The organism is Lachnobacterium bovis (genome assembly GCF_900111325.1).
Classification (GTDB): Bacteria; Bacillota; Clostridia; order Lachnospirales; family Lachnospiraceae; genus Roseburia; species Roseburia bovis_A.
Map to the genome: position 1 here is coordinate 85,748 of NZ_FOGW01000004.1, position 20,774 is coordinate 106,521.

21 protein-coding genes and 3 tRNA genes are annotated in these 20,774 nt (G+C 29.9%); 3 read left to right on the forward strand and 21 right to left on the reverse strand.

From position 1 onward, the window contains the following. Positions 1 to 24 precede the first annotated feature (24 nt). From BMY79_RS12085 to murI, 5 genes are all read right to left on the reverse strand, one after another. Entirely contained in the window at positions 25 to 195 is a 171-nt protein-coding gene (locus BMY79_RS12085) for a DUF6472 family protein (protein ID WP_022750008.1), read from the reverse strand. A gap of 18 nt (positions 196 to 213) precedes the next feature. Beyond that, a complete protein-coding gene (locus BMY79_RS00355) occupies positions 214 to 390 on the reverse strand; it encodes a DUF4250 domain-containing protein (protein WP_022750009.1) in 177 nt (58 codons plus the stop codon). Positions 391 to 405: 15 nt separating this feature from the next. Next, a complete protein-coding gene (locus BMY79_RS00360; protein WP_022750011.1) occupies positions 406 to 1,002 on the reverse strand; it encodes a M48 family metallopeptidase in 597 nt (198 codons plus the stop codon). A gap of 122 nt (positions 1,003 to 1,124) precedes the next feature. Further along, positions 1,125 to 2,297: a cation:proton antiporter gene (locus tag BMY79_RS00365; RefSeq protein WP_027421889.1), complete on the reverse strand. Its 1,173-nt coding sequence runs from the start codon at positions 2,295 to 2,297 to the stop codon at positions 1,125 to 1,127. Positions 2,298 to 2,996: 699 nt separating this feature from the next. Continuing rightward, positions 2,997 to 3,782: a glutamate racemase gene (murI, locus tag BMY79_RS00370; protein ID WP_074730276.1), complete on the reverse strand. Its 786-nt coding sequence runs from the start codon at positions 3,780 to 3,782 to the stop codon at positions 2,997 to 2,999. Positions 3,783 to 3,831: 49 nt separating this feature from the next. Between murI and BMY79_RS00375 the strand changes: the two genes are divergently transcribed. Then, complete coding sequence (locus BMY79_RS00375; RefSeq protein WP_022750015.1) at positions 3,832 to 4,269, forward strand: hypothetical protein; 438 nt, start codon at positions 3,832 to 3,834, stop codon at positions 4,267 to 4,269. 99 nt (positions 4,270 to 4,368) lie between these two features. On the opposite strand, the gene BMY79_RS00380 is transcribed toward BMY79_RS00375, so the two are convergent. After that, a complete protein-coding gene (locus BMY79_RS00380; protein ID WP_022750016.1) occupies positions 4,369 to 4,869 on the reverse strand; it encodes a DUF6106 family protein in 501 nt (166 codons plus the stop codon). A gap of 180 nt (positions 4,870 to 5,049) precedes the next feature. On the opposite strand from BMY79_RS00380, the gene BMY79_RS00385 reads away from it, so the two are divergent. Beyond that, positions 5,050 to 5,122: transfer RNA gene (locus BMY79_RS00385), tRNA-Phe, on the forward strand. Positions 5,123 to 5,142: 20 nt separating this feature from the next. After that, a tRNA-Gly gene (locus tag BMY79_RS00390) sits at positions 5,143 to 5,213 on the forward strand. 269 nt (positions 5,214 to 5,482) lie between these two features. Here BMY79_RS00390 and BMY79_RS00395 read toward each other — a convergent pair. The 15 genes from BMY79_RS00395 to BMY79_RS00465 form a co-directional block, all read right to left on the reverse strand. Then, entirely contained in the window at positions 5,483 to 6,040 is a 558-nt protein-coding gene (locus BMY79_RS00395; RefSeq protein WP_022750348.1) for a DUF6465 family protein, read from the reverse strand. A 60-nt stretch (positions 6,041 to 6,100) separates the two neighbouring features. Then, on the reverse strand, positions 6,101 to 6,349 hold the full coding sequence (locus BMY79_RS00400) for an HPr family phosphocarrier protein (protein WP_022750349.1): 249 nt from the start codon (positions 6,347 to 6,349) through the stop codon (positions 6,101 to 6,103). A gap of 136 nt (positions 6,350 to 6,485) precedes the next feature. Continuing rightward, positions 6,486 to 8,999: a hypothetical protein gene (locus BMY79_RS00405; protein ID WP_074730277.1), complete on the reverse strand. Its 2,514-nt coding sequence runs from the start codon at positions 8,997 to 8,999 to the stop codon at positions 6,486 to 6,488. A 9-nt stretch (positions 9,000 to 9,008) separates the two neighbouring features. Further along, positions 9,009 to 9,920 (reverse strand): EamA family transporter, encoded by a 912-nt coding sequence (locus BMY79_RS00410; protein ID WP_027421887.1) that lies wholly within the window; start codon positions 9,918 to 9,920, stop codon positions 9,009 to 9,011. A 202-nt stretch (positions 9,921 to 10,122) separates the two neighbouring features. After that, the gene (locus tag BMY79_RS00415) at positions 10,123 to 11,178 is read right to left on the reverse strand and encodes a hypothetical protein (RefSeq protein ID WP_074730278.1); all 1,056 of its coding nucleotides are present in this window, start codon (positions 11,176 to 11,178) and stop codon (positions 10,123 to 10,125) included. Positions 11,179 to 11,210: 32 nt separating this feature from the next. Further along, positions 11,211 to 12,680: a zinc ribbon domain-containing protein gene (locus tag BMY79_RS00420; protein WP_074730279.1), complete on the reverse strand. Its 1,470-nt coding sequence runs from the start codon at positions 12,678 to 12,680 to the stop codon at positions 11,211 to 11,213. 11 nt (positions 12,681 to 12,691) lie between these two features. Beyond that, positions 12,692 to 13,246, reverse strand: a complete 555-nt coding sequence (locus tag BMY79_RS00425) for a YARHG domain-containing protein (protein ID WP_022749388.1) — start codon at positions 13,244 to 13,246, stop codon at positions 12,692 to 12,694. A gap of 293 nt (positions 13,247 to 13,539) precedes the next feature. Then, positions 13,540 to 13,611, reverse strand: a tRNA-Gln gene (locus BMY79_RS00430). Between the two features lie 45 nt (positions 13,612 to 13,656). Then, positions 13,657 to 14,547 carry a phosphatidylserine decarboxylase gene (locus tag BMY79_RS00435; protein ID WP_022749387.1) on the reverse strand — a complete coding sequence of 297 codons (891 nt, stop codon included), beginning with the start codon at positions 14,545 to 14,547 and terminating at the stop codon, positions 13,657 to 13,659. A 103-nt stretch (positions 14,548 to 14,650) separates the two neighbouring features. Beyond that, on the reverse strand, positions 14,651 to 15,343 hold the full coding sequence (locus tag BMY79_RS00440) for a CDP-alcohol phosphatidyltransferase family protein (protein ID WP_022749386.1): 693 nt from the start codon (positions 15,341 to 15,343) through the stop codon (positions 14,651 to 14,653). A gap of 4 nt (positions 15,344 to 15,347) precedes the next feature. Next, complete coding sequence (locus BMY79_RS00445) at positions 15,348 to 16,373, reverse strand: lysylphosphatidylglycerol synthase transmembrane domain-containing protein (RefSeq protein ID WP_022749384.1); 1,026 nt, start codon at positions 16,371 to 16,373, stop codon at positions 15,348 to 15,350. Next, entirely contained in the window at positions 16,360 to 17,085 is a 726-nt protein-coding gene (locus BMY79_RS00450) for a phosphatase PAP2 family protein (protein ID WP_051532791.1), read from the reverse strand. Before BMY79_RS00450 ends, BMY79_RS00445 begins: the two co-directional genes overlap by 14 nt. A 351-nt stretch (positions 17,086 to 17,436) precedes the next feature. Further along, on the reverse strand, positions 17,437 to 18,234 hold the full coding sequence (locus tag BMY79_RS00455; RefSeq protein WP_074730324.1) for a carbohydrate ABC transporter permease: 798 nt from the start codon (positions 18,232 to 18,234) through the stop codon (positions 17,437 to 17,439). Between the two features lie 25 nt (positions 18,235 to 18,259). Beyond that, on the reverse strand, positions 18,260 to 19,177 hold the full coding sequence (locus BMY79_RS00460) for a carbohydrate ABC transporter permease (protein WP_027421885.1): 918 nt from the start codon (positions 19,175 to 19,177) through the stop codon (positions 18,260 to 18,262). Positions 19,178 to 19,310: 133 nt separating this feature from the next. After that, on the reverse strand, positions 19,311 to 20,654 hold the full coding sequence (locus BMY79_RS00465; protein WP_027421884.1) for an ABC transporter substrate-binding protein: 1,344 nt from the start codon (positions 20,652 to 20,654) through the stop codon (positions 19,311 to 19,313). Between the last annotated feature and the right edge of the window lie 120 nt (positions 20,655 to 20,774).

Consider the following 20,774-nt stretch of genomic DNA (forward strand, 5'->3'; position numbering starts at 1 on the left):
ATCTTTTGTGAATCTGGTTTTATTTTACATTTGATGACGAACAACTTTATATTCATCGCCTGATTTATAAAATGGACAATTTTTATATGAACTTTGAACAAATCTTGCCATCTCATCTTCATCCATATTTACAGAACAATAATATTCTTCATCTTCATCATCATATTCATTATATGCACATGTATCACAAATCATGAATATCTCCTTTATAATTTAAACGAATTTATTTTTTTTAGGATCATAAACATAGTCAATACTATTTAATTTTTCGTTTATTGAATCTATATCAACTGAAAGTGATTTAGATAACTCTTCTAGAGACTCATAATTATCTCTTAACTGTGTATTAATATAGCTTAATAACATTACTGGATCTTTTGGCATATTCATCAAACTCTCCTTCTTTTAAATTGCTGAATATTCATTCAGCCTCTTCCTCAAGTTCTTAGCCCCTGGAAGATAATGTTCCATCAAATTCCAGAAGTTTTTGTTGTGACTTGGTTCTATCAAATGTGTCAACTCATGTACCACAACGTATTCTACACACTCCCTTGGTACTCTTGCTAACGCCAAATTAAAATTCAAATGGTGAGTTCTTATATTACATGACCCCCATCTAGTTTTCATTTTTCTGATGGTAAAACCTGTAGATTTAACTCCCATAAGTTTTTCATATTTTATAATATAATTTTTTATTTCAAATTTCAAATATTCTCTGAGTTTTTTTTCTTCTTCAGAGCCTAACTTGTCAAAATTATTATTTTTATGTTGCTTATCTATAACCCTTTGTCTCGTTGTATTAATCCACTCTCGTCTATCTAACAAGAACTCATTTAACCTTTTCTTAGAAATAGTATATGGAGCTGAAACCTTTACTTCACAAGTATTAACATCTACTTTCAGGTATAAATTTTTAATTTTTTTATATTGGACATGCACTATTATATTATCTAGTGCAATATCTTCTTTCTTTACAATACTCCTTGGGTTTACATTCTTCATTTTTTTTCTCCAATCAAAAAGGTTATGACATATTTTAACATGCCACAACCTTTTTTGCTAGTTTATAATAATTAAGTTTTAATAATCTTATAAAAAAATTATTCTGTTTTTTACTTATTTTGTTATCTATCTTGCATTACAAGTTTCAAAAATATTGGTGCTAATACTGTTGTTCCTATGACAACTATAACAATTGGAGCAAAAAGTACTTCATCAACTAATTTACATTGATTACCTTTTTGTGCCACAATTAAAGCGACTTCACCTCTAGAAATCATTCCTACACCAATTTGTAATGCTTCCTTATACGAATTTCCGCATAATTTAGCGCCTATACCACAGCCTATTACCTTAGATCCAATTGCTACAGCTAACAATACCAACGTAAAAATCAAAATATTTGTGTCAATTTTGCTTACTTTCACTTTTAAACCTATACTCGCAAAAAATATTGGAGAAAAAATCAAATATGAAGCTATAGATGTTCGTCTTTCAATATAGCTTTCAACATTCATTGTACAAAGCATAAGTCCAGCAAAATAAGCACCTGTAATATCAGCAATACCAAATATCACCTCAGATATGTATGCTAACAAAAAGCAAAAAGCCAATGCTAAGATTGCTGTTCTTCTTTGGCGATTATGCTTTTCAATAATTTTTTTAGCTTTAGAAAAGATTATAGCAATTCCGCCTAATCCCACAAAATATATTAATAGTTTAAAAAGCATTGTTAATATATTTACGTTTGGATCCTTCAAACTTGTAATAATAGTTAAAATAACCATTCCTAAAATATCATCTATTATAGCCGCACCAAGAATTGTTGTACCAACTTTTCCTTTTAATTTGCCCATCTCATTCAAGGTTTCAACTGTGATACTAACGGATGTAGCTGTTAAAATAACACCTAAAAATAATGCATTTAAAAACTGACTATAATCTGACAAATCCGCCTTAAAGCAAAAAACATACACTATTGTGCCACCTATAAGTGGAAACAACACTCCTGCAAATGCTGTAACAAATGATGACACAGCATTATCTTTCAAATCCTTTATATTAGTTCCCAAACCTGCTTCAAACATAAGCATAATTACACCTATATCCGCAGCATACTCTATAAAAGTACCTGTATCTCCCTCTAGCGTAATTAACCTCATTCCTGAAGGTCCTAAAATAATACCAGCCATCAACGCCCCCACAACTGCTGGCATATTAATCTTTCGAGAAAAAATTCCCAAAACTTTTGTTGCAATTAAAATTATTGCCAGAAAAAGAATAAACGTGTAATCCATATCCTACTCCTCACTTCTTTATTAATTCACCTTAAACTAGCATCTTTCTAGTATTCTCCAATACTAATGAATATACTACTTTGTCGGCCAAAAATCAATCAAAAAATAGTTTTTAACAAAAAAGAAAAGAAGCCATATAGCTTGCTCTATACGACTTCCTTTCGAGGAGTTTAGTTATGAAAATGTTTATTTAATAAAAAGGGAATAATTGGGAAAAGGAATTGCTTCCTTTTACAATAATTATTATATACACGATATGTGTCCAAAGTGTGTCGTAATTGTAAACTTTTTTTGAACACGCAAAAAAGTTCTTTTATCTACTACCGAAAAAAGAAAGACACATTTTTTTTACTATTTTTAATTTTCTTTTCATTATTTTAAAACATTTTTAATAATAATTCAAGTATTATTTCGAAGTTTTCAGTTTAATTATTGTTTTTTGCAGATTTGATATAACAATTTCATAGGGTTTGCATAACTTCTGGTTATACAAAACTTTTTTTCACATTTATACAAATAAATTTTTCCTCATTTATACAAATAAAAAAATCTAATTTCTTAGAAAATGTTGTACACATTTGTATCTTTAGCTTTCAGACATCGTCTTACAGCTTATAAAACTAAGAAATTAGATTTTTAAATTTTTATTCTTTTTAGATTTTTAAATTTTTATTCTTTTGTATTTATGTTTTTATATTTTTATTCATCCATATAGCACAAAGCTTTTTCTTGTTCAATCTTCTCTTGACCCAAGCTATTTTCAAAAATAACCGTTCCTTTTGTTGTTCTAGGATTACGAAGCCCAGCAACTTCTAAACGTCTTCTGGCCTCTTTTGCAGTTCCATATCCACCATCAAAAATCAAGACATCATCACCTATAACTTCTTTTATTTTTTTCTTAACAAATGGATAATGTGTGCATCCAAGTACTACAGCATCAAGCTTATTTATCCGATAATCTTTTAGAAGAGATATTAAATATTCCTCTAGTTCCTTGCTGTCAGTATCTCCTCTTTCAACAAAATCCATTAAACCTGGACATGGAAGTGGAATTATGTCAGCTTGATCATTAAATCGACTGATTAGATTATGTAATTTTTCTTCTCGAATTGTCATTGGAGTAGCCATAACTAGCACTGTAGGATGTTCTTTACTCAATGCAGCTGGCTTTACTGCCGGTTCAATACCAACAATTGGTATATCAGGATATTTATTACGTAAATTTCTAACAGCCGCTGTAGTAGCAGTGTTACATGCAACAACTAGTGCTTTACACCCACGCTTAAAAAATTCATCTGCATGCTGACAAGTCAATTCATTTACTTGTTCTTTTGTTTTGATTCCATATGGTGCGTTTTTTGAATCGCCAAAGAAAATATAATCTTCATTTGGCATAACCTTAAGTAATTCTCTCAAAACGCTAATTCCACCCATTCCAGAATCAAAAACAGCAATTGGGTTTTCCTTGAGCAATTGATATGACATAATACTTATCTCCTAACATTTTTAAGTTATATACAAAGAGGTAATGCTAATGCAAAAACAACAATTTTTATTTGATACAGATGGTAAAACCTGTAAGATATGTGGACGCCCAATAAATAATGACGACGATGAAATTTATTGTCCTTTGTGCAAAGAGCACGAACTTTTTCAGCAGGTGAAAAATTTCATTCGCGAAAATGATGTTAACGAATTTGAAGTTTCTTCAGAATTTGACATACCACTTGGAAAAGTTAAAAAATGGATACGTGAAGGTCGCATCGAGTATCGAGATACTCCAACTGTTGGCAAATCAGCTCGCATGCGTAATCTTAATTGTGAACTTTGTGGTAAGGCCATCTCTTTTGGTACATTATGTCCACAATGTCTAAAAAAACAAAATTCAAAAGGTGTTGGCATTGGATTGCCTACGCCTCAAGGTAATAGTGCCTCTATGCACTTTCTTGATACTGAAGACAAAAACAAATAGAATCAAAAAATTCTTTGCCAAAAATTTTTACTTCTAGACATAATGAGAATGTCCTTAGACATTCTCATTATTTGTATCTTATTAACTTAATTATTCTTTCTACTTTGTTGACATTACAACTTTTTGTTTATATTTAACACAAACGGCATCAAGATATTTCTTATCAGGCTCAAACATTATTAATAATGTACCTGATTCATCATTGATAACCATCTCATAATATTGTACACCTTTTTTATGAGATGTAAAGTTTTTTTTGATAACATCCTTACGAGTCTCATAATTCATAACGGAGCGATCATGTGCAGGTGCAATTTGTACAACCTGTTCCATTGAATAGCTTTTTAATTGTTTTCTTTTGCTCTTATTTCTTATAATGGCAAATCTGACTTCTCCATCAAAATATGAACATTCATATTCTATATTCATTCTAAAAATCTGAATATACAATAAGATTCCCGCAACAACAACAGCTAACAAAAAAATTGGTGATATCAGTGTTAATACCAATAGCAAACCAAATAGTACTCCTGTTACAATTGTTGCAATCTTCTGCGATGTGTTTTTTTGTCTTTCTACAATCACAAATTCCTCAAACATTTTCTTTTTGTCCTTTCTATTAATTACATACTATTTATTATACATGTTATATGAATTTTTGGCTATATTATTGGACTTTTTTATTTTTTAAAACTTTTTTTATTTTTTTTATTTTTCCTATTGACAGATTCTCCTTTATACTGTAGAATAGTCATTGTTGTGAGAGCAACACCAACAGATGCCCAGTTAGCTCAGTTGGTAGAGCAGAGGACTGAAAATCCTCGTGTCTCTGGTTCGATTCCGGAACTGGGCACTGATTTTTAAATATGATTTGCGGGTGTAGTTCAATGGTAGAACACCAGCCTTCCAAGCTGGATACGTGGGTTCGATTCCCATCACCCGCTTTTTTATTTCCGTTTTGCCACCATTAAGGTGGTTTTTTTATTCTCATCTATATATTTTTCCCCTTTTTTATACTTATTTCTATAAATTTTATACATTTAAATTTATATGTGTATTCTTATATGTAAACTTCTATATCCAGACTTTATATCCAAACTTTATATCCAGACTTTATATCCAGACTTTATATATACGTAAATTTATATCTACAAATGTATAAAAAAATCCCTAGACATACTTATGTATATCTAGGGACCTCACGTATCATTCGTTAGGCTTTGAACAAATCTACTCTTCCATTAAATTCTTCATTAATTACATAATAAGCAGAATTATCTTCTGGTTTAACGTAAATTGCGACATTTTCAATTTCCTTTTCATCATGTCCTTCAGAAATAAACTGACTCTTAACAGACTCTTTAATTTCTTCGACATTTACTTCGCAATCCTGATACTGGACAACTAAGGCTGCCTCAACACTCTTAGCTTTAGATGCTTTAGATGTTGTTTTAGCTGTTGTCTTAGATGTTGCTTTTTTGGTTGTTGTCTTAGACGTTTTTTCTTCTTTCTTAGTTACTTCTTTAGGAGTTTTAGCTTTTTTAACTTCTTTAGTCGCCTTTGGCTGACTCTTTGTAGTCTTTGTTGCTTTAACATCATTTGTTGTAACTTCTACTTCTTCAACAACTCCCTTTTTAGATGTTGCTTTGGTTGTTGATTCTGCAGCTTTGGTATCTTTTAATGTTACTACTGGTTCTGCTACCTTAGCCGCAACTGTTGTTGCTTTTGTTTTTTCTACTTTTTTTGTTACATTAGTACCCTTTTTCTGCATCTATGAATCCTCCTCTTGCAATACACTCAAGCAATTTGCCTTTATATTAAATAAATTAACTTATTTACATAAAAATTCTTCAATAGCATTAATTGCCTGTTCTTCATCTACACCAGTTGTAATGATATTTATTTTCATTCCCTCAACTGGATTAAAAGCCATGAGCCCCATAATACTTTTAGCGTTAACTACAATGCTATCATGCTCAATCTCAACTTTAGAATCAAATGTACATGCGCACTGAACTAACTCAGCAGCTGGATTTTCATGGTTTTCATAAGCATTAGAAACTATTACACTTTTTTTCATTTGTTCTCCTTTACCTAACACTGTTAAAACTCACTTAAAATTATAAGTTAATTTCTATCTATTTGCAATAGATAAAATTATTTTCTGTGTAGTTTTAACTATGCCAAAAATTATATATACATTTTATTGTACAATTTTACTTAATATAAGTAAAATATGTATTCTTTCCAGCATTAAACATCTCATCTGCCATCTGATATGGATAAGGTTTAGTAACGGAGGTTACTGGATCATAAATAAAAATTGTAGATTCACTATAGCCAACAACAAGCACTGCTGAATCATTACCTGTCATACACATTACAGGAACACCCTTATTTACATAATACAAAATCTCTGCACTAGTGTTGCCTTTAATTTTTAATACTTTTTTACCTTTTAACTTATCCTGCAAAATATCCTTTATATTTTTTTTACTATTTATGCTCTCCTTAATAGAAACATTTTTGTTTTCACTTGCAACTAAAGCACTCATAGCCTTAACTAAACCATTTCCATTTGCATCATTTGCGCTAAAAGTAACATCATTCATTGGCTGACAATTACTTCTTTTTGCCCTTTGCCAGACAGTATTGCCCTCCGCATCTACAACAAAACCATTATTTGCATTTGCAATACTTATCATCTTAGATAAATTATCTGATAAGGCAATAACATGTCCTTTAGCGTATGCTTTATAGTTTTCTTCGGACTTAGAATCCTTAATTTTTACTGTAAGCGACTCAATATCTCTATCAACTAGTTTAGCATCCTCTCTTACAAATTTTTGGGTTTTTAATTTATTTTTAAAATTAATATAAATTTGTGTCTGCATTTTTTCTGTGATAACTGTTCCAATACTTGCAAAAATATTAGCATCAGCTTCTCTATTCATGATACTGTCTACTGTTCCATCACTCAAAGTAATGTTAATAGTATAATTATCAATAGTAGCATCAACTACGCTTCGTCCATTTGGAGTATAATTCTTTAATTCAGACAATTTATTGTTTTTATATTTAACAATTTTTATTGCCTTTATTGGGAAATTTGTATTTCCTGCATTATCAACACTTACTTCATTTTCATTTGCAATCGCATAAACAAAATCTTCATCGATAAAGCCTATTGGTTTTAACATATATCCAGCCTCTTCTTTGATTATTATATTATGCTTATTAGCTAGATTCATTAAATTCAAACTCTTACCATAGGTTTTACCTTTATTTGATACCCAAGCAACAAATTGATTTGATTTTGAACATCTATAAGTATTATCTTTCAAATTAGAAATCATTTTCTGAGATTTTGAATTTGATAAATCTATTTTTTGCAAATCACCATTAATTTTTATGAAGACTTCATTATCATTGTTCTCATAAACGAATTCTCCTAATTTAGCCTTTACAATTTCATAAGGCTGATTCATAGGTATAAATGATTCTTCTTTAACAGTTCCAGCAATTCCATCATAATGATAAATTCCAATTCCGACATCACCTTCGTGATCACCTCTGTTCATATATCCATCAACAACAAAATCAACACTTCCAGCTTCGTCAACATTTATTATCTTTATGCTATGCTTATTATTATTTGATCTAACATCAATCTTATCATCATCTTTAAAACTAAAGACTCTTGTTATAGTATTTTTAGCAATATTGTAATTCCATAAGTCACCTTGCTGAACAAACGCAACTACGCCACCAGCTTCTGAAACTTTATAATTAACATTTTCGTCAGTTATTCCAAGTTTCAATTGTGAACCGTTATACATAAAATTAGTTTTTGTACTAAAAATTCTATCCATTTTTCTTTCAAAATTTAAAACAAACATCCTAGTTGGAGAATATTTTAATCTATAATATTCTTCTACATTATAAAATTCTTTTTGTCCTTCTTGATTTATAGCACTAACAACATATGTTGCAGTAAGTACATTATAAGAATCGTTTATTTCATTAAAATTATAAACTGGCTTTACTACTTCTTCAGGTTCTAAACTTCCCCATGTAACTTGGGATACTGAGTTTGATAAATCTACATGCGCTAATGTCGAATCCTTAGTATGTGTCTGTTCCATATATTTTGCAATAAACTCTTTTGCTTTTTCTTTGTCGAAAGTCACATCGTGAAATTCTTTTGCAAAATCTAAACATTCTTTTTCACTCATACCCTTTGTTGCCATTATTCGTGAATAATAATACATTGGTTTATCGCCTGACATTAGCTTTATCTCTAAAGTATATTCACTATTTTTTTCTAGTTTAGATTTAAAATCAAGTTCCACATCAAACTGTTGTGTTTTCTTTGAATCAATAACAGCATCATTTGAAACAATTACTTTTTTACCATTTGTAGAATATACCTTAAATCCCACTTCATCAACTGGTGTATCATATGCATTAATGTAAAGCTTTAATCTTTGCTCCTTATCGACAGGGGTAATCAAATTCTTAATTGATGTTATTTTTATTTCTTTTTTATAGCCAAATAATCTATTTATAGTATTACCTTGACTTTCAAATTCTATTACCGGAAAAGTCTCATTTTCCATATCTTTAACCGTCTCGTTTTGAATATCATTCATTATAAATTCAAATATTACAGCTGAAAACAAAAAAACAGCTAATAATATTAAAACTTTTATTGTATACTTATTCTTCATATTATCACCCTAACCTAACGTAATATTTACTGGAATAACTTCTCCTGGCATCTTTAATAAAATTCTGCCTAGTATAAGAATGCCAATACCTATCCACGCTTTTTTTGACAATTTTTCCCTAAAAAAGATTACAGCAACTAAAGCTATAACTAAAACATTGAAACATTTTACATAATTCATAAACCCTTGGTCGCCTTGAACTTGAACCGGCAACTCACCTATTTTTTTAGGAATATTTTCTGAATACACAAATACAAGTCCTGCTAAAATTCCTGTAACCGCACCTAAAAATGGCATTTCACTCACTGAATGTATAACTCCAGAAGCGAAAACATACACCCACACAATTACAACACCTACAAACAATTCTGCGGCTCTTATATCATCACCTGCTAAAACTTGTGCATTTCTATCTAATAAAACCTGTCCTATTGCACCGCATAAAGCTGCACCAAACGCAGAAGCAAACATTTTTACATTATCTCCCGACAACTCATTTCCCAAAACAACGCCTAGAAAAATCAGAATAAGTGCTATTCCTTGTGTAAAATTAGTCGGATTTTTGTACCATAATATATTAATTAGATTTTCAAAAATTATTTCTGCACCATAATAAGCTACTATCGTCTTTGTTATTTCCATGGTTGATAATCCCTTAAATAATAACAACCAAACCAATCCACTCAAAACACCCGCAATCAAAAAAATAATCATAAGGTTTTGACTCGACGATACATTATTTACTTCTTGCGATATTTTAAGAAAATCTCTTTTATCTGATATATTTCTAAACAAAAACACTATACTTACAAAAATAGCTGTTATTAGCCTATAATCCGTTTTTTTCATTGCTAATTTTGCAAAAATATAGAACACTCCAGTAAGAACTAGCATTCCAAATATGTAATATAATCCTGTCATTTTTTAGCTCCTTTTAGTCTTAATCTTTTGCTTTAAACGGTCTTTAGAATGTGCATCTTATCCATTCCCCATCATTTTATTTAACCACATATATTGATTTTACGCAACAAAAAAAGAGCCATGCTTTCAATTAATTCTTACAATTGTAAAAAAATTGAAAGATGACTCAAATTTTTAAATCATATTATATTCTACTTTTAGATTAAAATCCAAATAGACTAGATTTTGGTGATGAATACATACCTGATATTGACTCTTTAAGAGAATCACTAATCATATTTGTTCCAATTCTAAGTGTGATGTATTCAACAACTAACATTACAAAGAAGATTGCAACCCATAACATAACTTTATATTTTTCATTACGACACTGTGAGCAATCATCTGCTGTAATCAACATTATAACACCCCAAATAGTTGTTGTTGAGTATAATAACAATGCAACCTGAAGTGAAACTAATGCAGCAAAAATTACTAATAATCTACCTATAGCATATACAATTGATCTAGTAGAAACCAACTTAAGTTCTGATGTATATGAAGTATTTTTTCCAATAATAACTTTGTGTACAAATAATGTAATTGCAGCAAAAATAAATGTTGCTATCAATGACAAAATAAATGTAACAAAGAAAATCAATACATAGTTAACATCTACATTCATAGATGATGATCTTGAAGACAAACCACCGAGTGATCTTGTAAGTCCTCCAAGCATTGATGAAAACAAGCCAGACATATAAGAAAATAGTTTTGCAACTGAAACACATGCTAAAGTAGCTGTAATAAATGCCTGTAAAGCGATAAAAATAAATGAAATTCTATAATCACCTTGTGCTACGTAATTACGAGTAACTGTTTTTGTATTTGAAAAAATACCTACAAATGTATTTACAAGTTCTGAACCAAATGTATTTTGTCTAACATATGGCTGTTGGTAGTTATAATTTGGGTTTTGCATATTATTTTGTTGATAATTATAATTACCATTTTGCATATTGTTTTGCTGATAATTATAATTACCATTTTGCATATCGTTTTGTTGATATGAATAACCAGCGTTTTGGTTATTAGCTACATTCTGTGTACTGTAATTATAATCAAAACTTACATTGTCGTTACTGTTTGTTGCTTGAGTCTCAGAACTATTTACTGTATTGTTAAATGTTTCGTTATTTTGTTCATTTGTCTGTCCCTGACAATTACAAATTTCACCATCTTGTAATGGTCTACCACATTTTGTACAAAATTTTGCCATTTTTATTTCCTCCTAGACTATTTTGTCAAATATTATCCTAAATACATGTAAAGATAATTTACTAACCATCCTTTTTTTTCATCGTATTTATATGTCACTCTAACATAACCTGTTCTACCGCGATCTCTGAAAATTTTTGTTTCAGTTCCAACATTTTCAACACCATCAACCTTATCGTTGTATGATAATCTTACAGAAGGAGTATTAACATCATTATTTGATATTGATCCTTTAATATCATTAATTTTAATATTAGCAATACCAACCTTTGCATTAGATGCTGTAAATAATCTAGCCAGATTATTATATCTGTATTTTGATATTGAATTAGATGTAGCAAACATATCTTTTACAGTTTCATAATCTTCTTGTTTAACAAATGCATTTAAAAGTCTTGCATAATCTTTTTTTGCCTGTTTAAGAAGTTCTTTTTGTTCACTCTCATTAAGTTTGATTCTTGTTAAAGAGAAATATGTTGATGGTCTTTCATCCATAACTTGTGAACCAACTAATCTTTTTACTGTCATTTTAGAATGTCCAATTGGTTTAACAGAAATAGAATACTGTCCATCATACATTGCTGGAATCAAATAAGTATCTGTTGTTGTAGCATGAGATGTAATATATTTAGTTGGAACTTGATCTCCATTAATATATAATTTTGCATCCTTTGGAACAATAAAGTTTACTCTTTGAGCAACTACCTGAGGGCAGCTAATCTTCCATGCATTAAAGAAAAGGAAATTCTTGCTGCTTCCTTTAGTACCTGTAAGCTTTAAGTATCCACTTCTACCTTTTTCATTCTCAATGTTGAATTTTTTAACTTTACTAATATCAAAAGCAGTATCAACATCTTCTTTATCAACTAACTTTCCTGTAAACTTCTTATCTAAGTCAAATGATTTTTTAAAGTTCTTTTCTGTTAAGAAAGTTTTATCTGTTACATTTGTATATTTATTAATTGTTTTATAGTCATAATTTTTTACAGCATTATAATATGCATCAGATGCATGATTAAAGTCATTTAAAATTGAACCTACTACAAAAAATAAAATTAATGCTACAACTGCAGCACCAATTAAACCAAATAAGATTTTAATATCTTTTGTAATTTGACGTTTTGGCATCATTTGACCTTGGAATCCTGGATTTGGCATTCCTTGATTCTGGAATCCTTGGTTTGGCATTCCTTGGTTTGGCATTCCTTGGTTTTCGAATCCTTGGTTTGGCATTCCTTGATTTTGGAATCCTTGGTTTTCGAATCCCTGGTTTGACATTTCCTGGTTAGTCTCTTCTTTATTAGATACGTCTTTATTTAAATTAACCGCATTATTTTCATTTGCATTATTTTCATTTGCATTATTTTCATTTGCATTATTTGTTGTACCATATGAATACTCAAACGAGTTTGGATCATTATTCACTTGTTCGAGCTTAGCTCCACACGATCCACAAAAAAGTGCACCGTTTTCATTTTCTGCTCCGCATTTATTACAAATCATCTAATTTCCTCCTAAAAACCTAAATATGATTTTTTGTGGCTTTCTTGATATTTTTCAATTAATTTGAAATTACTTGTCTCTATTGGTGATAATTGACCATTAGGAGTCATTGAATACCAGCTTTTTGATGAAAAATAATCAATAAATTCTTTTTCAGAAAAAGCAGCACCATGTCTAGCAACTATTTCTGCTTTCGCAAGTGTTAATTCTCTTGGTGAATAACCATCTAAATCTGATTCAGTTAATAATTCTGTAGCACTTTTTTCAATAATGTATCCATTTGGATTATTTACTGCATCTTTTCCTTTCCCTGGTTTATCTGTTTTCTTTTGATATTCTTCCCTAGACACTTTAATTGAACCCAAGTCATAGTCAGACACATATGTTGTCATTGTACTATTTGATGTTACTGTTACAGCCTTTCTAGAAATAAGTTCGTTGTCTTTGCTTGTTCTACTAGTTACTACCATTACAATTAATGTGATTAAGCATGCGAAAATAACAGCACCAGAAATGGCATATCCTGCAATTACGCCTGCGCTTATTTGATTGTTTTCCTTCTGCATAGTAACTCCTTTCTTTTACTTTTTTTGCTTTTTGCAAATCCTCTTCCTTACAATTATACCAAAACAACTTGATACATTCCACAAAAAACAACTCATAATTTTATTAATTTAAATTTTTTATTAATTTTTTCTAAATTTTTTATTAATAATATTCATAATTGCATACTTTTATTTAAAAATATTTTTCATTAAATTGCTTTTTTTTAAACATTAAAATCGACTTATGGTACTTCAAAAAATAAAAAAGCAAAAAAAAAGCGAGATATTATAAAATATCTCGCTTTAAAAATATACTGCCCCACAAGGATTCGAACCTTGAAATGACGGAGTCAGAGTCCGTTGCCTTACCGTTTGGCGATGGGGCATTGCCTCTCAACAGTTATATATTATAAGGCCTACTGATAGGTTTGTCAACAACTTTTTTTATTTTTTAAAAATTTCTTTCCAATAACTTCACCTTGGTTAACATGAATCTCATATCCATCTTCTGATGCCTTTAGTATATCCTCATCGATTTGAACTTTGTCTTTTTCAAACGCCAAAATAACCGTTGATCCACCAAATTCAAAACGACCTTTTTCATTTCCACGTTTTACAAGATGTTTTTCATTTGCATGATAGTTTAAAATTCTTCCAACTAACAATGCTCCAACTTCCATAATTGCGACATTACCAAAGTTATCACTCTTTAATATAGAAAATTCTCTAGTATTTTCCTTATATATCTTAGTATAATCATTGGCAATTGGATTAACTGTATGAAAGAATCCCTTAATTTTATAATGTTTACTTAGCACACCATCATCTATAATATGATATCTATGATAATCACTGACAGTAAGTCTACATATTAGAAGCTTACCTCCTTCATAATGCTTTGCTATTTTCTCACTTCTAAAGAGCTCAGTCATTGTATACTTTGTGTTCTTAACAGTAAAAACTCCATCATTAGTAATATCATAAACACTTAATCTACTATCACATGGCGAAACTAAATCTGTTGGTTCAAAAGAAACAATACGTTTTTCTTTTTTTACTTTTCTTGTAAAGAACTCATTAAATGAATTGTATTTTACATCTTCAAAATCACTCAAATCTATATTATTGTTTTTCACAAATGACTTAATTAATACAGTCGATAATTTTGAATCTAGAAATTTACCTGCTATTTCTGATATTGTTGGTTTAATTAGGACTTTAAGTATAGCATTTCCTATTGTAGTCTTATATAAAAAATCTAAACTTTTATTTTGTGCCTCATTATCAGCAATAACATTTCCTTGACGATCTAAACATTTCATTTAATATGTGCCTCACTTTTTCTTTAATCAAAATCTTATGTCTTTTATGTTTATGATATGCACCACAACTTCTAATGCATATCTGTTGTTATTAATTTATAATTTATTTTGCTTGTTTATGAAAAATAGTTGTAAATACTTTATTTTCTACAAATTGTTTCTTTCCACCTGCTTTATGTGGAACAATAACTGTTACGATAATTGCAATTGTAACAATAGCTACAAATGACGCCAACTGTTTATTAGATGGTTTTTTTAATCTAAAATCAGTTATAAATAATGTTCCAACAACAAATAATAAAGCTAATAAATTATACTGCCATATTTCTTGCGAAATATGTGTATTTATTAAATATAAAATTGGTAAAAAAATTGTAATACTTGTAATTGGTAAACCATGATAATATTTATTACAACCCTCTTCTACCTTTTGTCTATTTGTCTCTAACACATTAAAAAATGCCAATCTAATAACTGAGCAAATTAAATAATATCCTATTACTACCGAAGCTAAAAGACCTGTCATTCCCATGCTATAACACAAAATTGTTGGAAAAACTCCAAAACAAACCATGTCACAAAGTGAATCGATTTGCACACCAAAAAGTTTTTGGTCATCTGTTCTATTTTTTTTACTTCTAGCAACTTTTCCATCAAACATATCACATAATCCTGATAATGCAAGACAAATTACAGCAATTGTATACTGTCCTTCAATTGCTTGGAATATACCTACTGAAGTACATAGTAAACTAACATATGTTAAAATTACTGTATAATCATAAAACCCTATCATCTTTTTAATCCTTTCTACGCCCTATTGTTAGTTGAGCAACAATGGTTAAGATGGCGCTTAAAATTAATTCTGTATAATAACTCAATCCTCTACTTACAATCATTCCTGGTAAGCAATAACTTTTAAAAATCGGAGCAAAAATTTGCAAAAATAACTGTTCACTAATTCCCATACCACCTGGTAATGGAAGCATATCTACTGCCACGGAAATCATTCCTTGTAATACCATTATAAGATTAGCGCCGTGTTCCTTGAATCCAAACGAACGATAAACTAACCAAGTAACAAAGAATAATAAAAACCTCTGTACAATAGTTATTATGATGACATTAAAAACAACTTTCTTATTTGCCTGAAAAAAAACTGCCACCTCACTATATTGTTGCATAGATTTATTAAGTCTTTCTTCATGATATTCTCTTCTTTTAACAAATTTTAATTTTACAAGAATATCTAAACCAAAAAATAATATTTTTTTGGCCATTGTTGGGTGAAAAACTAATAATAACATAAATCCAACACAAAAACAATTTAGCGCTATTCCTAAATAACACCAATACAACACTGGTGATAAAAAGTTCATAACAGCTTCAGGTCTGATAATCATAACTCCTACACCAAGCAAAACAAGTACAAGTTTGTATGTAATCGTAACAATCATCAAGATTACTGTTGCTATAGGAATTGAAATTTTGTCTTTCTTCATGTAATAAATTTGAGCTGGTTGTCCTCCTGTCGCCGATGGTGTTATACAGCTAAAGAAAAAACCAACAAACGAGTACAAAATACAATGTAAAAATTTCACATGATTTTGTCCTACTTTTTTCATCATGTAATATATAATCACTGACTCTCCCTCAACGAAAAATACTACAAACAAAATTGATATCATCCAATATCGAATATCACACTGTTTTATGCATCCTAAAATTTGGCCCATATCTTGTCCATGAAAAACACCATATAAAGTCAATGCAAAAACAGTAATTAAAAATACAACATTAAATACATTTTTCTTACTGACTCTCATAACTATCAATTTTCCCTAACACTAACGTGTTGACCCTTTCAAATATGTTAATCATTGTATAATATAATCGAGTTTTACCTATAAGCACATAACATATCTGAGCAATAGCTATGCCAACAAAAACATCAACAATGTAGTGTTGTTTGGTAAACTGAGTCGATGCACACACTGCAATAGCAAATAAACATGAAAAAACCTTATACCATTTTGGAATTTTCTTACTGCTATATATTCCTATAAAGCACATCCAACTCACTAAACAATGTATAGATGGGAATAAATTAGATGGTCTATCCACCCAATATATAAATCTCATTAAAACACTTGATATATCATTCCCTATAACTTCTGGTCTTACATTAGTCGTTGGAATTAAAACAAAGAAAACACCACAAATAACCTTACTAGTCATTTCAGCTATTACAAATCGATTCCAGTGCTCTTTTCCTTCTCGAGCGATTAGTATGTAATTAATTACCCAGAAACCAAAACAAATGATATATACCCACACCCATTCTTTGACAAATGGAACTTTTCTGTCAAAAGATGTAGTCAAATCATAATGCTTAGAATTAGCACATAAAAATTGTGTTCCTGTATAGATTAAGCTATTAATCATCCAACACAAAATTAATGTCAATATAGCATATCCCGGAATAATTTTACCTATACTACAACGATACCATCGCCCAAAGCGCGTTTCTTTTGTCATCACTACTCCTATTCTAAAAAAGACTATATGTAACTCTACTGTATCAAAATAATAATTAGAATATCATACTATTCTTAAGATAAACATAATCAAACCTTAAGAAATCTTAAGATATTATAAATAATTTAAATATATTATTCTTGATACTCTTTCCATTATAACATAAAACATTTTATATGTCCTTTAGCAATATTAACAATTTATTCAATTTTATTCTCTAAAATTTCTAGTAAAAAAGCCACGCCCTAAAAATCGAAATCATCAGGCATGGCTTTGTATATAATGAAGAATGGTTATGTAAAAAGAATCTTAACTAATTTAGTCTGCAATGTTAATTTATGACATTACTTCTTATTTTACTGCACCAGTTATACCTTCTGCAAATTGTTTCTGTAAAACAAAGAATACAACTATAGTTGGGATTGAACAGAATAAAACTCCCATCATAAGTACTCCGTAATCTATTGTATAACCAGCTGATAAGTTAGCAATTAACATTGGCATTGTTTGAGCGCTATTATCAAGCATTACTACTTTTGGCCACATGTATGCATTCCATGCATTCATAAAAGTAATTACAGCTGCTGCTGCATATGTTGATTTCATAATTGGCATATACATTTTGTAAAAAATCTTAAACTCACTTAAGCCGTCAATTCTAGCTGCTTCCATTATAGATGTTGGAAAATTTCTAGAATTTTGTCTAAACATCATAATCATAAATGGTGTTGAGATACTTGGTAAAATAAATGCCCAAACTGAATTCAACAATTTCATAGTTGACATCATCTTAAATAAAGGAATCATTGTTGCAACTTGTGGAACCATCATTGCAAGTAGCAATACTGCAAACAATTTATCTTTTCCTGCATCATGATATAATTCAAATCCATAACCAGCTAAAGAACAAATTAGTAAACATAATACTGTCTGAACTATAGCATAAAAGAATGAATTTCCTAATGCTCCCCAAAGATCATTTCCTTCTAATAGTTTTGTCATATTTTCAGCAGCTTTCATACCGAATACAATTTTTCCTCTCGCAACATCTACAGTATCATTTGTGGCTGCTGTGATCATCCAGTATAAAGGAAAAACTGAAATAAAAGATACAATAATCAAAAATACATAACTAGGTATAAGTCTCATTTGAATTGAAGATATTCTTCTTTTTTTAGTCACGAGTATCACCTACTTTCAAATTAATTGCAGCTAGAACTGCTACTAAAACAAATACGAAAAATGACATTGCTGAAGCATATCCAAAGTTTGCAACGCCTTGTCCAAATGAATTGTTATATATATAATGTGACATAGTAATTGTTGTATTTGCTGGACCACCTTTTGTTAAGTTAACTGATTCATCAAATAATTGAAGTGTACCATTTATTGACATAATAAATGTCATAATAATAGTTGGTTTCAATAATGGAACTGTAATATGCCAAAATGTTTTCCAACCATTAGCACCATCAATTTTAGCAGCTTCATAAACTGAATATTCAATATTTTGTAAACCTGCTAAATAAAATACCATATTGTATCCTGTCCATCTCCAAATCAATGCAATTATAATTACGACTTTTGCACTGCCTGGTGTTCCTAAGAAGTTATAATTACTATGTAATATTCCAATTTTAACTAAAATACTATTAATCAAACCTTGTGTTGCAAATAATGATTTAAAAATCAATGCATACGAAACTAATGATGTTGCACATGGTAAAAATACGCATGTTCTAAATAATCCTCTAAATTTGATATCTCTATTATTCAATATTTGTGCTAATAAAATAGCAAAGATTAACATAATTGGTACTTCTACTATCAAATATAAAAAGGTGTTACCTACTGATCTTAAAAACAAGTCATCTGAAAACATTCTTGTGTAATTTCTAAATAATGGTTTTGACCAAACCATATCTGCGCTTGATCCTGTTTTAAACGATGTTATTAATGCCTGAAACATTGGATAAAAGCTCATAATTGTGATAAATACTGTCGCAGGAGTTAAAAATGTCCATCCCGCTCTATGCTGTTTAGCTGTTACTGTTCTTTTTTTAACTTTTTTATTTTTTTTCCCTTTTTTCATCGATTTAGCCTCTACAAAATCTGTACTTAATGTCTTGCTACTCAAATCTCCTGCCCCCTTTTTAAAAAAGGGGAATTGTCTTTATGATACCTCTTTACAACAATTCCCCTAAATTAACACTCTTAGATTCTAACTATTTTTCCATAGCAAACTTAACTTGTTTTTCAGCATCTTTTAATGCTGCATCTGTTTTTGTACCATTAATAATATTCTGAATTGCTGCTGCTACTTGTTCTCTACATACATAATGAAAATCGCTTTGTTCTACAACTTTTACATGTGTACCCATTTCTACAATCTTTGAATAGATTGCCTGATCACCAAAGTATTTAACACCTTTGTTATATACATCAGATTTACCAGCTGAGATACATGTTGTGATAACACCACCATCTTCAAGTGCTTTATCATATGTTTCCTGTTTTCCTTCGCCGCCACCAAATGTATATGCTAAGAAATCTTTAGCTAAATCTTGTTTACGACAGTTGCTTGTAATGTATAATGATGATCCACCGTTTGAAGCATATCCTTCTTCACCATTTAATGTTGGCATTGATGTAATTTCCCATTTGCCTTCATTTTTCTTAACTTGTTTAATTGTTGGAATAATCCAGTTACCATTCATAACACCTGCAACCATGTCACCAATGATTGTTTGATCTGTGTAATCAGACCAGTCATTTGCAAGATATAATACATCTTTTTGCTTCATTTCTACTATTTTATCGATGATTTTCTTAAGTGTTTCATTTTTTGTTAAATTAACTTTTCCGTCCTTAAATTGTGAAACCCCTTCTGCTTGAAGCATCATATATGGTAAATCATTTCCTGCGCCGTCCATAGAGAGTAAATATTTACCTGTTTTTTTATGTACTTTTTGGCCAATTTCAATAAACTTATCCCAAGTTACGCCTGTTAAGTCATCAATCGTATATCCACATTCTTTTAATAAATCAGTTCTGTAAGCACATACTACTGTTCCATTATCAACTGGAACTCCGTAATGTTTATTTTTGATTGTAGAATATGAAAGTTTTTCTTGTCCAAAATCAGCCCATTGTACGTCTGATTTTTCAAGATCTACCCAAGCTTTTGGATAATCTGTTACATATTTTTGGAAATAATGATCTTGGAATAAAACTATATCTGGTAATGTTGTAAAATCACCTGCTGATCCTGCTGTTGTAATAGCAGTTTCAACATCTGATGATTGTGACTGTTCAATGATGTTTAATTTAAATTTAGGATTCTTTTTCTGATATGCTTTCTCTGCAGCTTTTAATGCAGGAATATTAAAGTTTTTATCCCATGCATATACAGATAAAGTATTTTTATCTTCCTTTGTTACATCTACTTTTGTTACCTTTTTACTATCTTTTTTTGTTGAGCCTTTAGCATCTCCAGAACTACAAGCTGCTAGAGATGAAGCAACCATGGCTCCTGTTAAAATCACTGACATAACTTTTCTTTTTTTCATATAAGTTCTTCCTCCATTCCCCTTTGTTTTCGCTTTTTGTGATATTGACGAAAACACTGCTTTTTTTCCTTTTCTTTATAGTTATTTTAACAGTAATATTTAACATAATGTAACCGTTTA

What these genes read in the sequence shown, in the direction of transcription:
- BMY79_RS12085 (WP_022750008.1), bottom strand. Translation starts at nt 195, where the DNA reads ATGATTTGTGATACATGTGCATATAATGAATATGATGATGAAGATGAA.
- BMY79_RS00355 (WP_022750009.1), bottom strand. Translation starts at nt 390, where the DNA reads ATGAATATGCCAAAAGATCCAGTAATGTTATTAAGCTATATTAATACA.
- BMY79_RS00360 (WP_022750011.1), bottom strand. Translation starts at nt 1,002, where the DNA reads ATGAAGAATGTAAACCCAAGGAGTATTGTAAAGAAAGAAGATATTGCA.
- BMY79_RS00365 (WP_027421889.1), bottom strand. Translation starts at nt 2,297, where the DNA reads ATGGATTACACGTTTATTCTTTTTCTGGCAATAATTTTAATTGCAACA.
- murI (WP_074730276.1), bottom strand. Translation starts at nt 3,782, where the DNA reads ATGTCATATCAATTGCTCAAGGAAAACCCAATTGCTGTTTTTGATTCT.
- BMY79_RS00375 (WP_022750015.1), top strand. Translation starts at nt 3,832, where the DNA reads ATGCAAAAACAACAATTTTTATTTGATACAGATGGTAAAACCTGTAAG.
- BMY79_RS00380 (WP_022750016.1), bottom strand. Translation starts at nt 4,869, where the DNA reads ATGTTTGAGGAATTTGTGATTGTAGAAAGACAAAAAAACACATCGCAG.
- BMY79_RS00395 (WP_022750348.1), bottom strand. Translation starts at nt 6,040, where the DNA reads ATGCAGAAAAAGGGTACTAATGTAACAAAAAAAGTAGAAAAAACAAAA.
- BMY79_RS00400 (WP_022750349.1), bottom strand. Translation starts at nt 6,349, where the DNA reads ATGAAAAAAAGTGTAATAGTTTCTAATGCTTATGAAAACCATGAAAAT.
- BMY79_RS00405 (WP_074730277.1), bottom strand. Translation starts at nt 8,999, where the DNA reads ATGAAGAATAAGTATACAATAAAAGTTTTAATATTATTAGCTGTTTTT.
- BMY79_RS00410 (WP_027421887.1), bottom strand. Translation starts at nt 9,920, where the DNA reads ATGACAGGATTATATTACATATTTGGAATGCTAGTTCTTACTGGAGTG.
- BMY79_RS00415 (WP_074730278.1), bottom strand. Translation starts at nt 11,178, where the DNA reads ATGGCAAAATTTTGTACAAAATGTGGTAGACCATTACAAGATGGTGAA.
- BMY79_RS00420 (WP_074730279.1), bottom strand. Translation starts at nt 12,680, where the DNA reads ATGATTTGTAATAAATGCGGAGCAGAAAATGAAAACGGTGCACTTTTT.
- BMY79_RS00425 (WP_022749388.1), bottom strand. Translation starts at nt 13,246, where the DNA reads ATGCAGAAGGAAAACAATCAAATAAGCGCAGGCGTAATTGCAGGATAT.
- BMY79_RS00435 (WP_022749387.1), bottom strand. Translation starts at nt 14,547, where the DNA reads ATGAAATGTTTAGATCGTCAAGGAAATGTTATTGCTGATAATGAGGCA.
- BMY79_RS00440 (WP_022749386.1), bottom strand. Translation starts at nt 15,343, where the DNA reads ATGATAGGGTTTTATGATTATACAGTAATTTTAACATATGTTAGTTTA.
- BMY79_RS00445 (WP_022749384.1), bottom strand. Translation starts at nt 16,373, where the DNA reads ATGAGAGTCAGTAAGAAAAATGTATTTAATGTTGTATTTTTAATTACT.
- BMY79_RS00450 (WP_051532791.1), bottom strand. Translation starts at nt 17,085, where the DNA reads ATGACAAAAGAAACGCGCTTTGGGCGATGGTATCGTTGTAGTATAGGT.
- BMY79_RS00455 (WP_074730324.1), bottom strand. Translation starts at nt 18,234, where the DNA reads ATGAGACTTATACCTAGTTATGTATTTTTGATTATTGTATCTTTTATT.
- BMY79_RS00460 (WP_027421885.1), bottom strand. Translation starts at nt 19,177, where the DNA reads ATGAAAAAAGGGAAAAAAAATAAAAAAGTTAAAAAAAGAACAGTAACA.
- BMY79_RS00465 (WP_027421884.1), bottom strand. Translation starts at nt 20,654, where the DNA reads ATGAAAAAAAGAAAAGTTATGTCAGTGATTTTAACAGGAGCCATGGTT.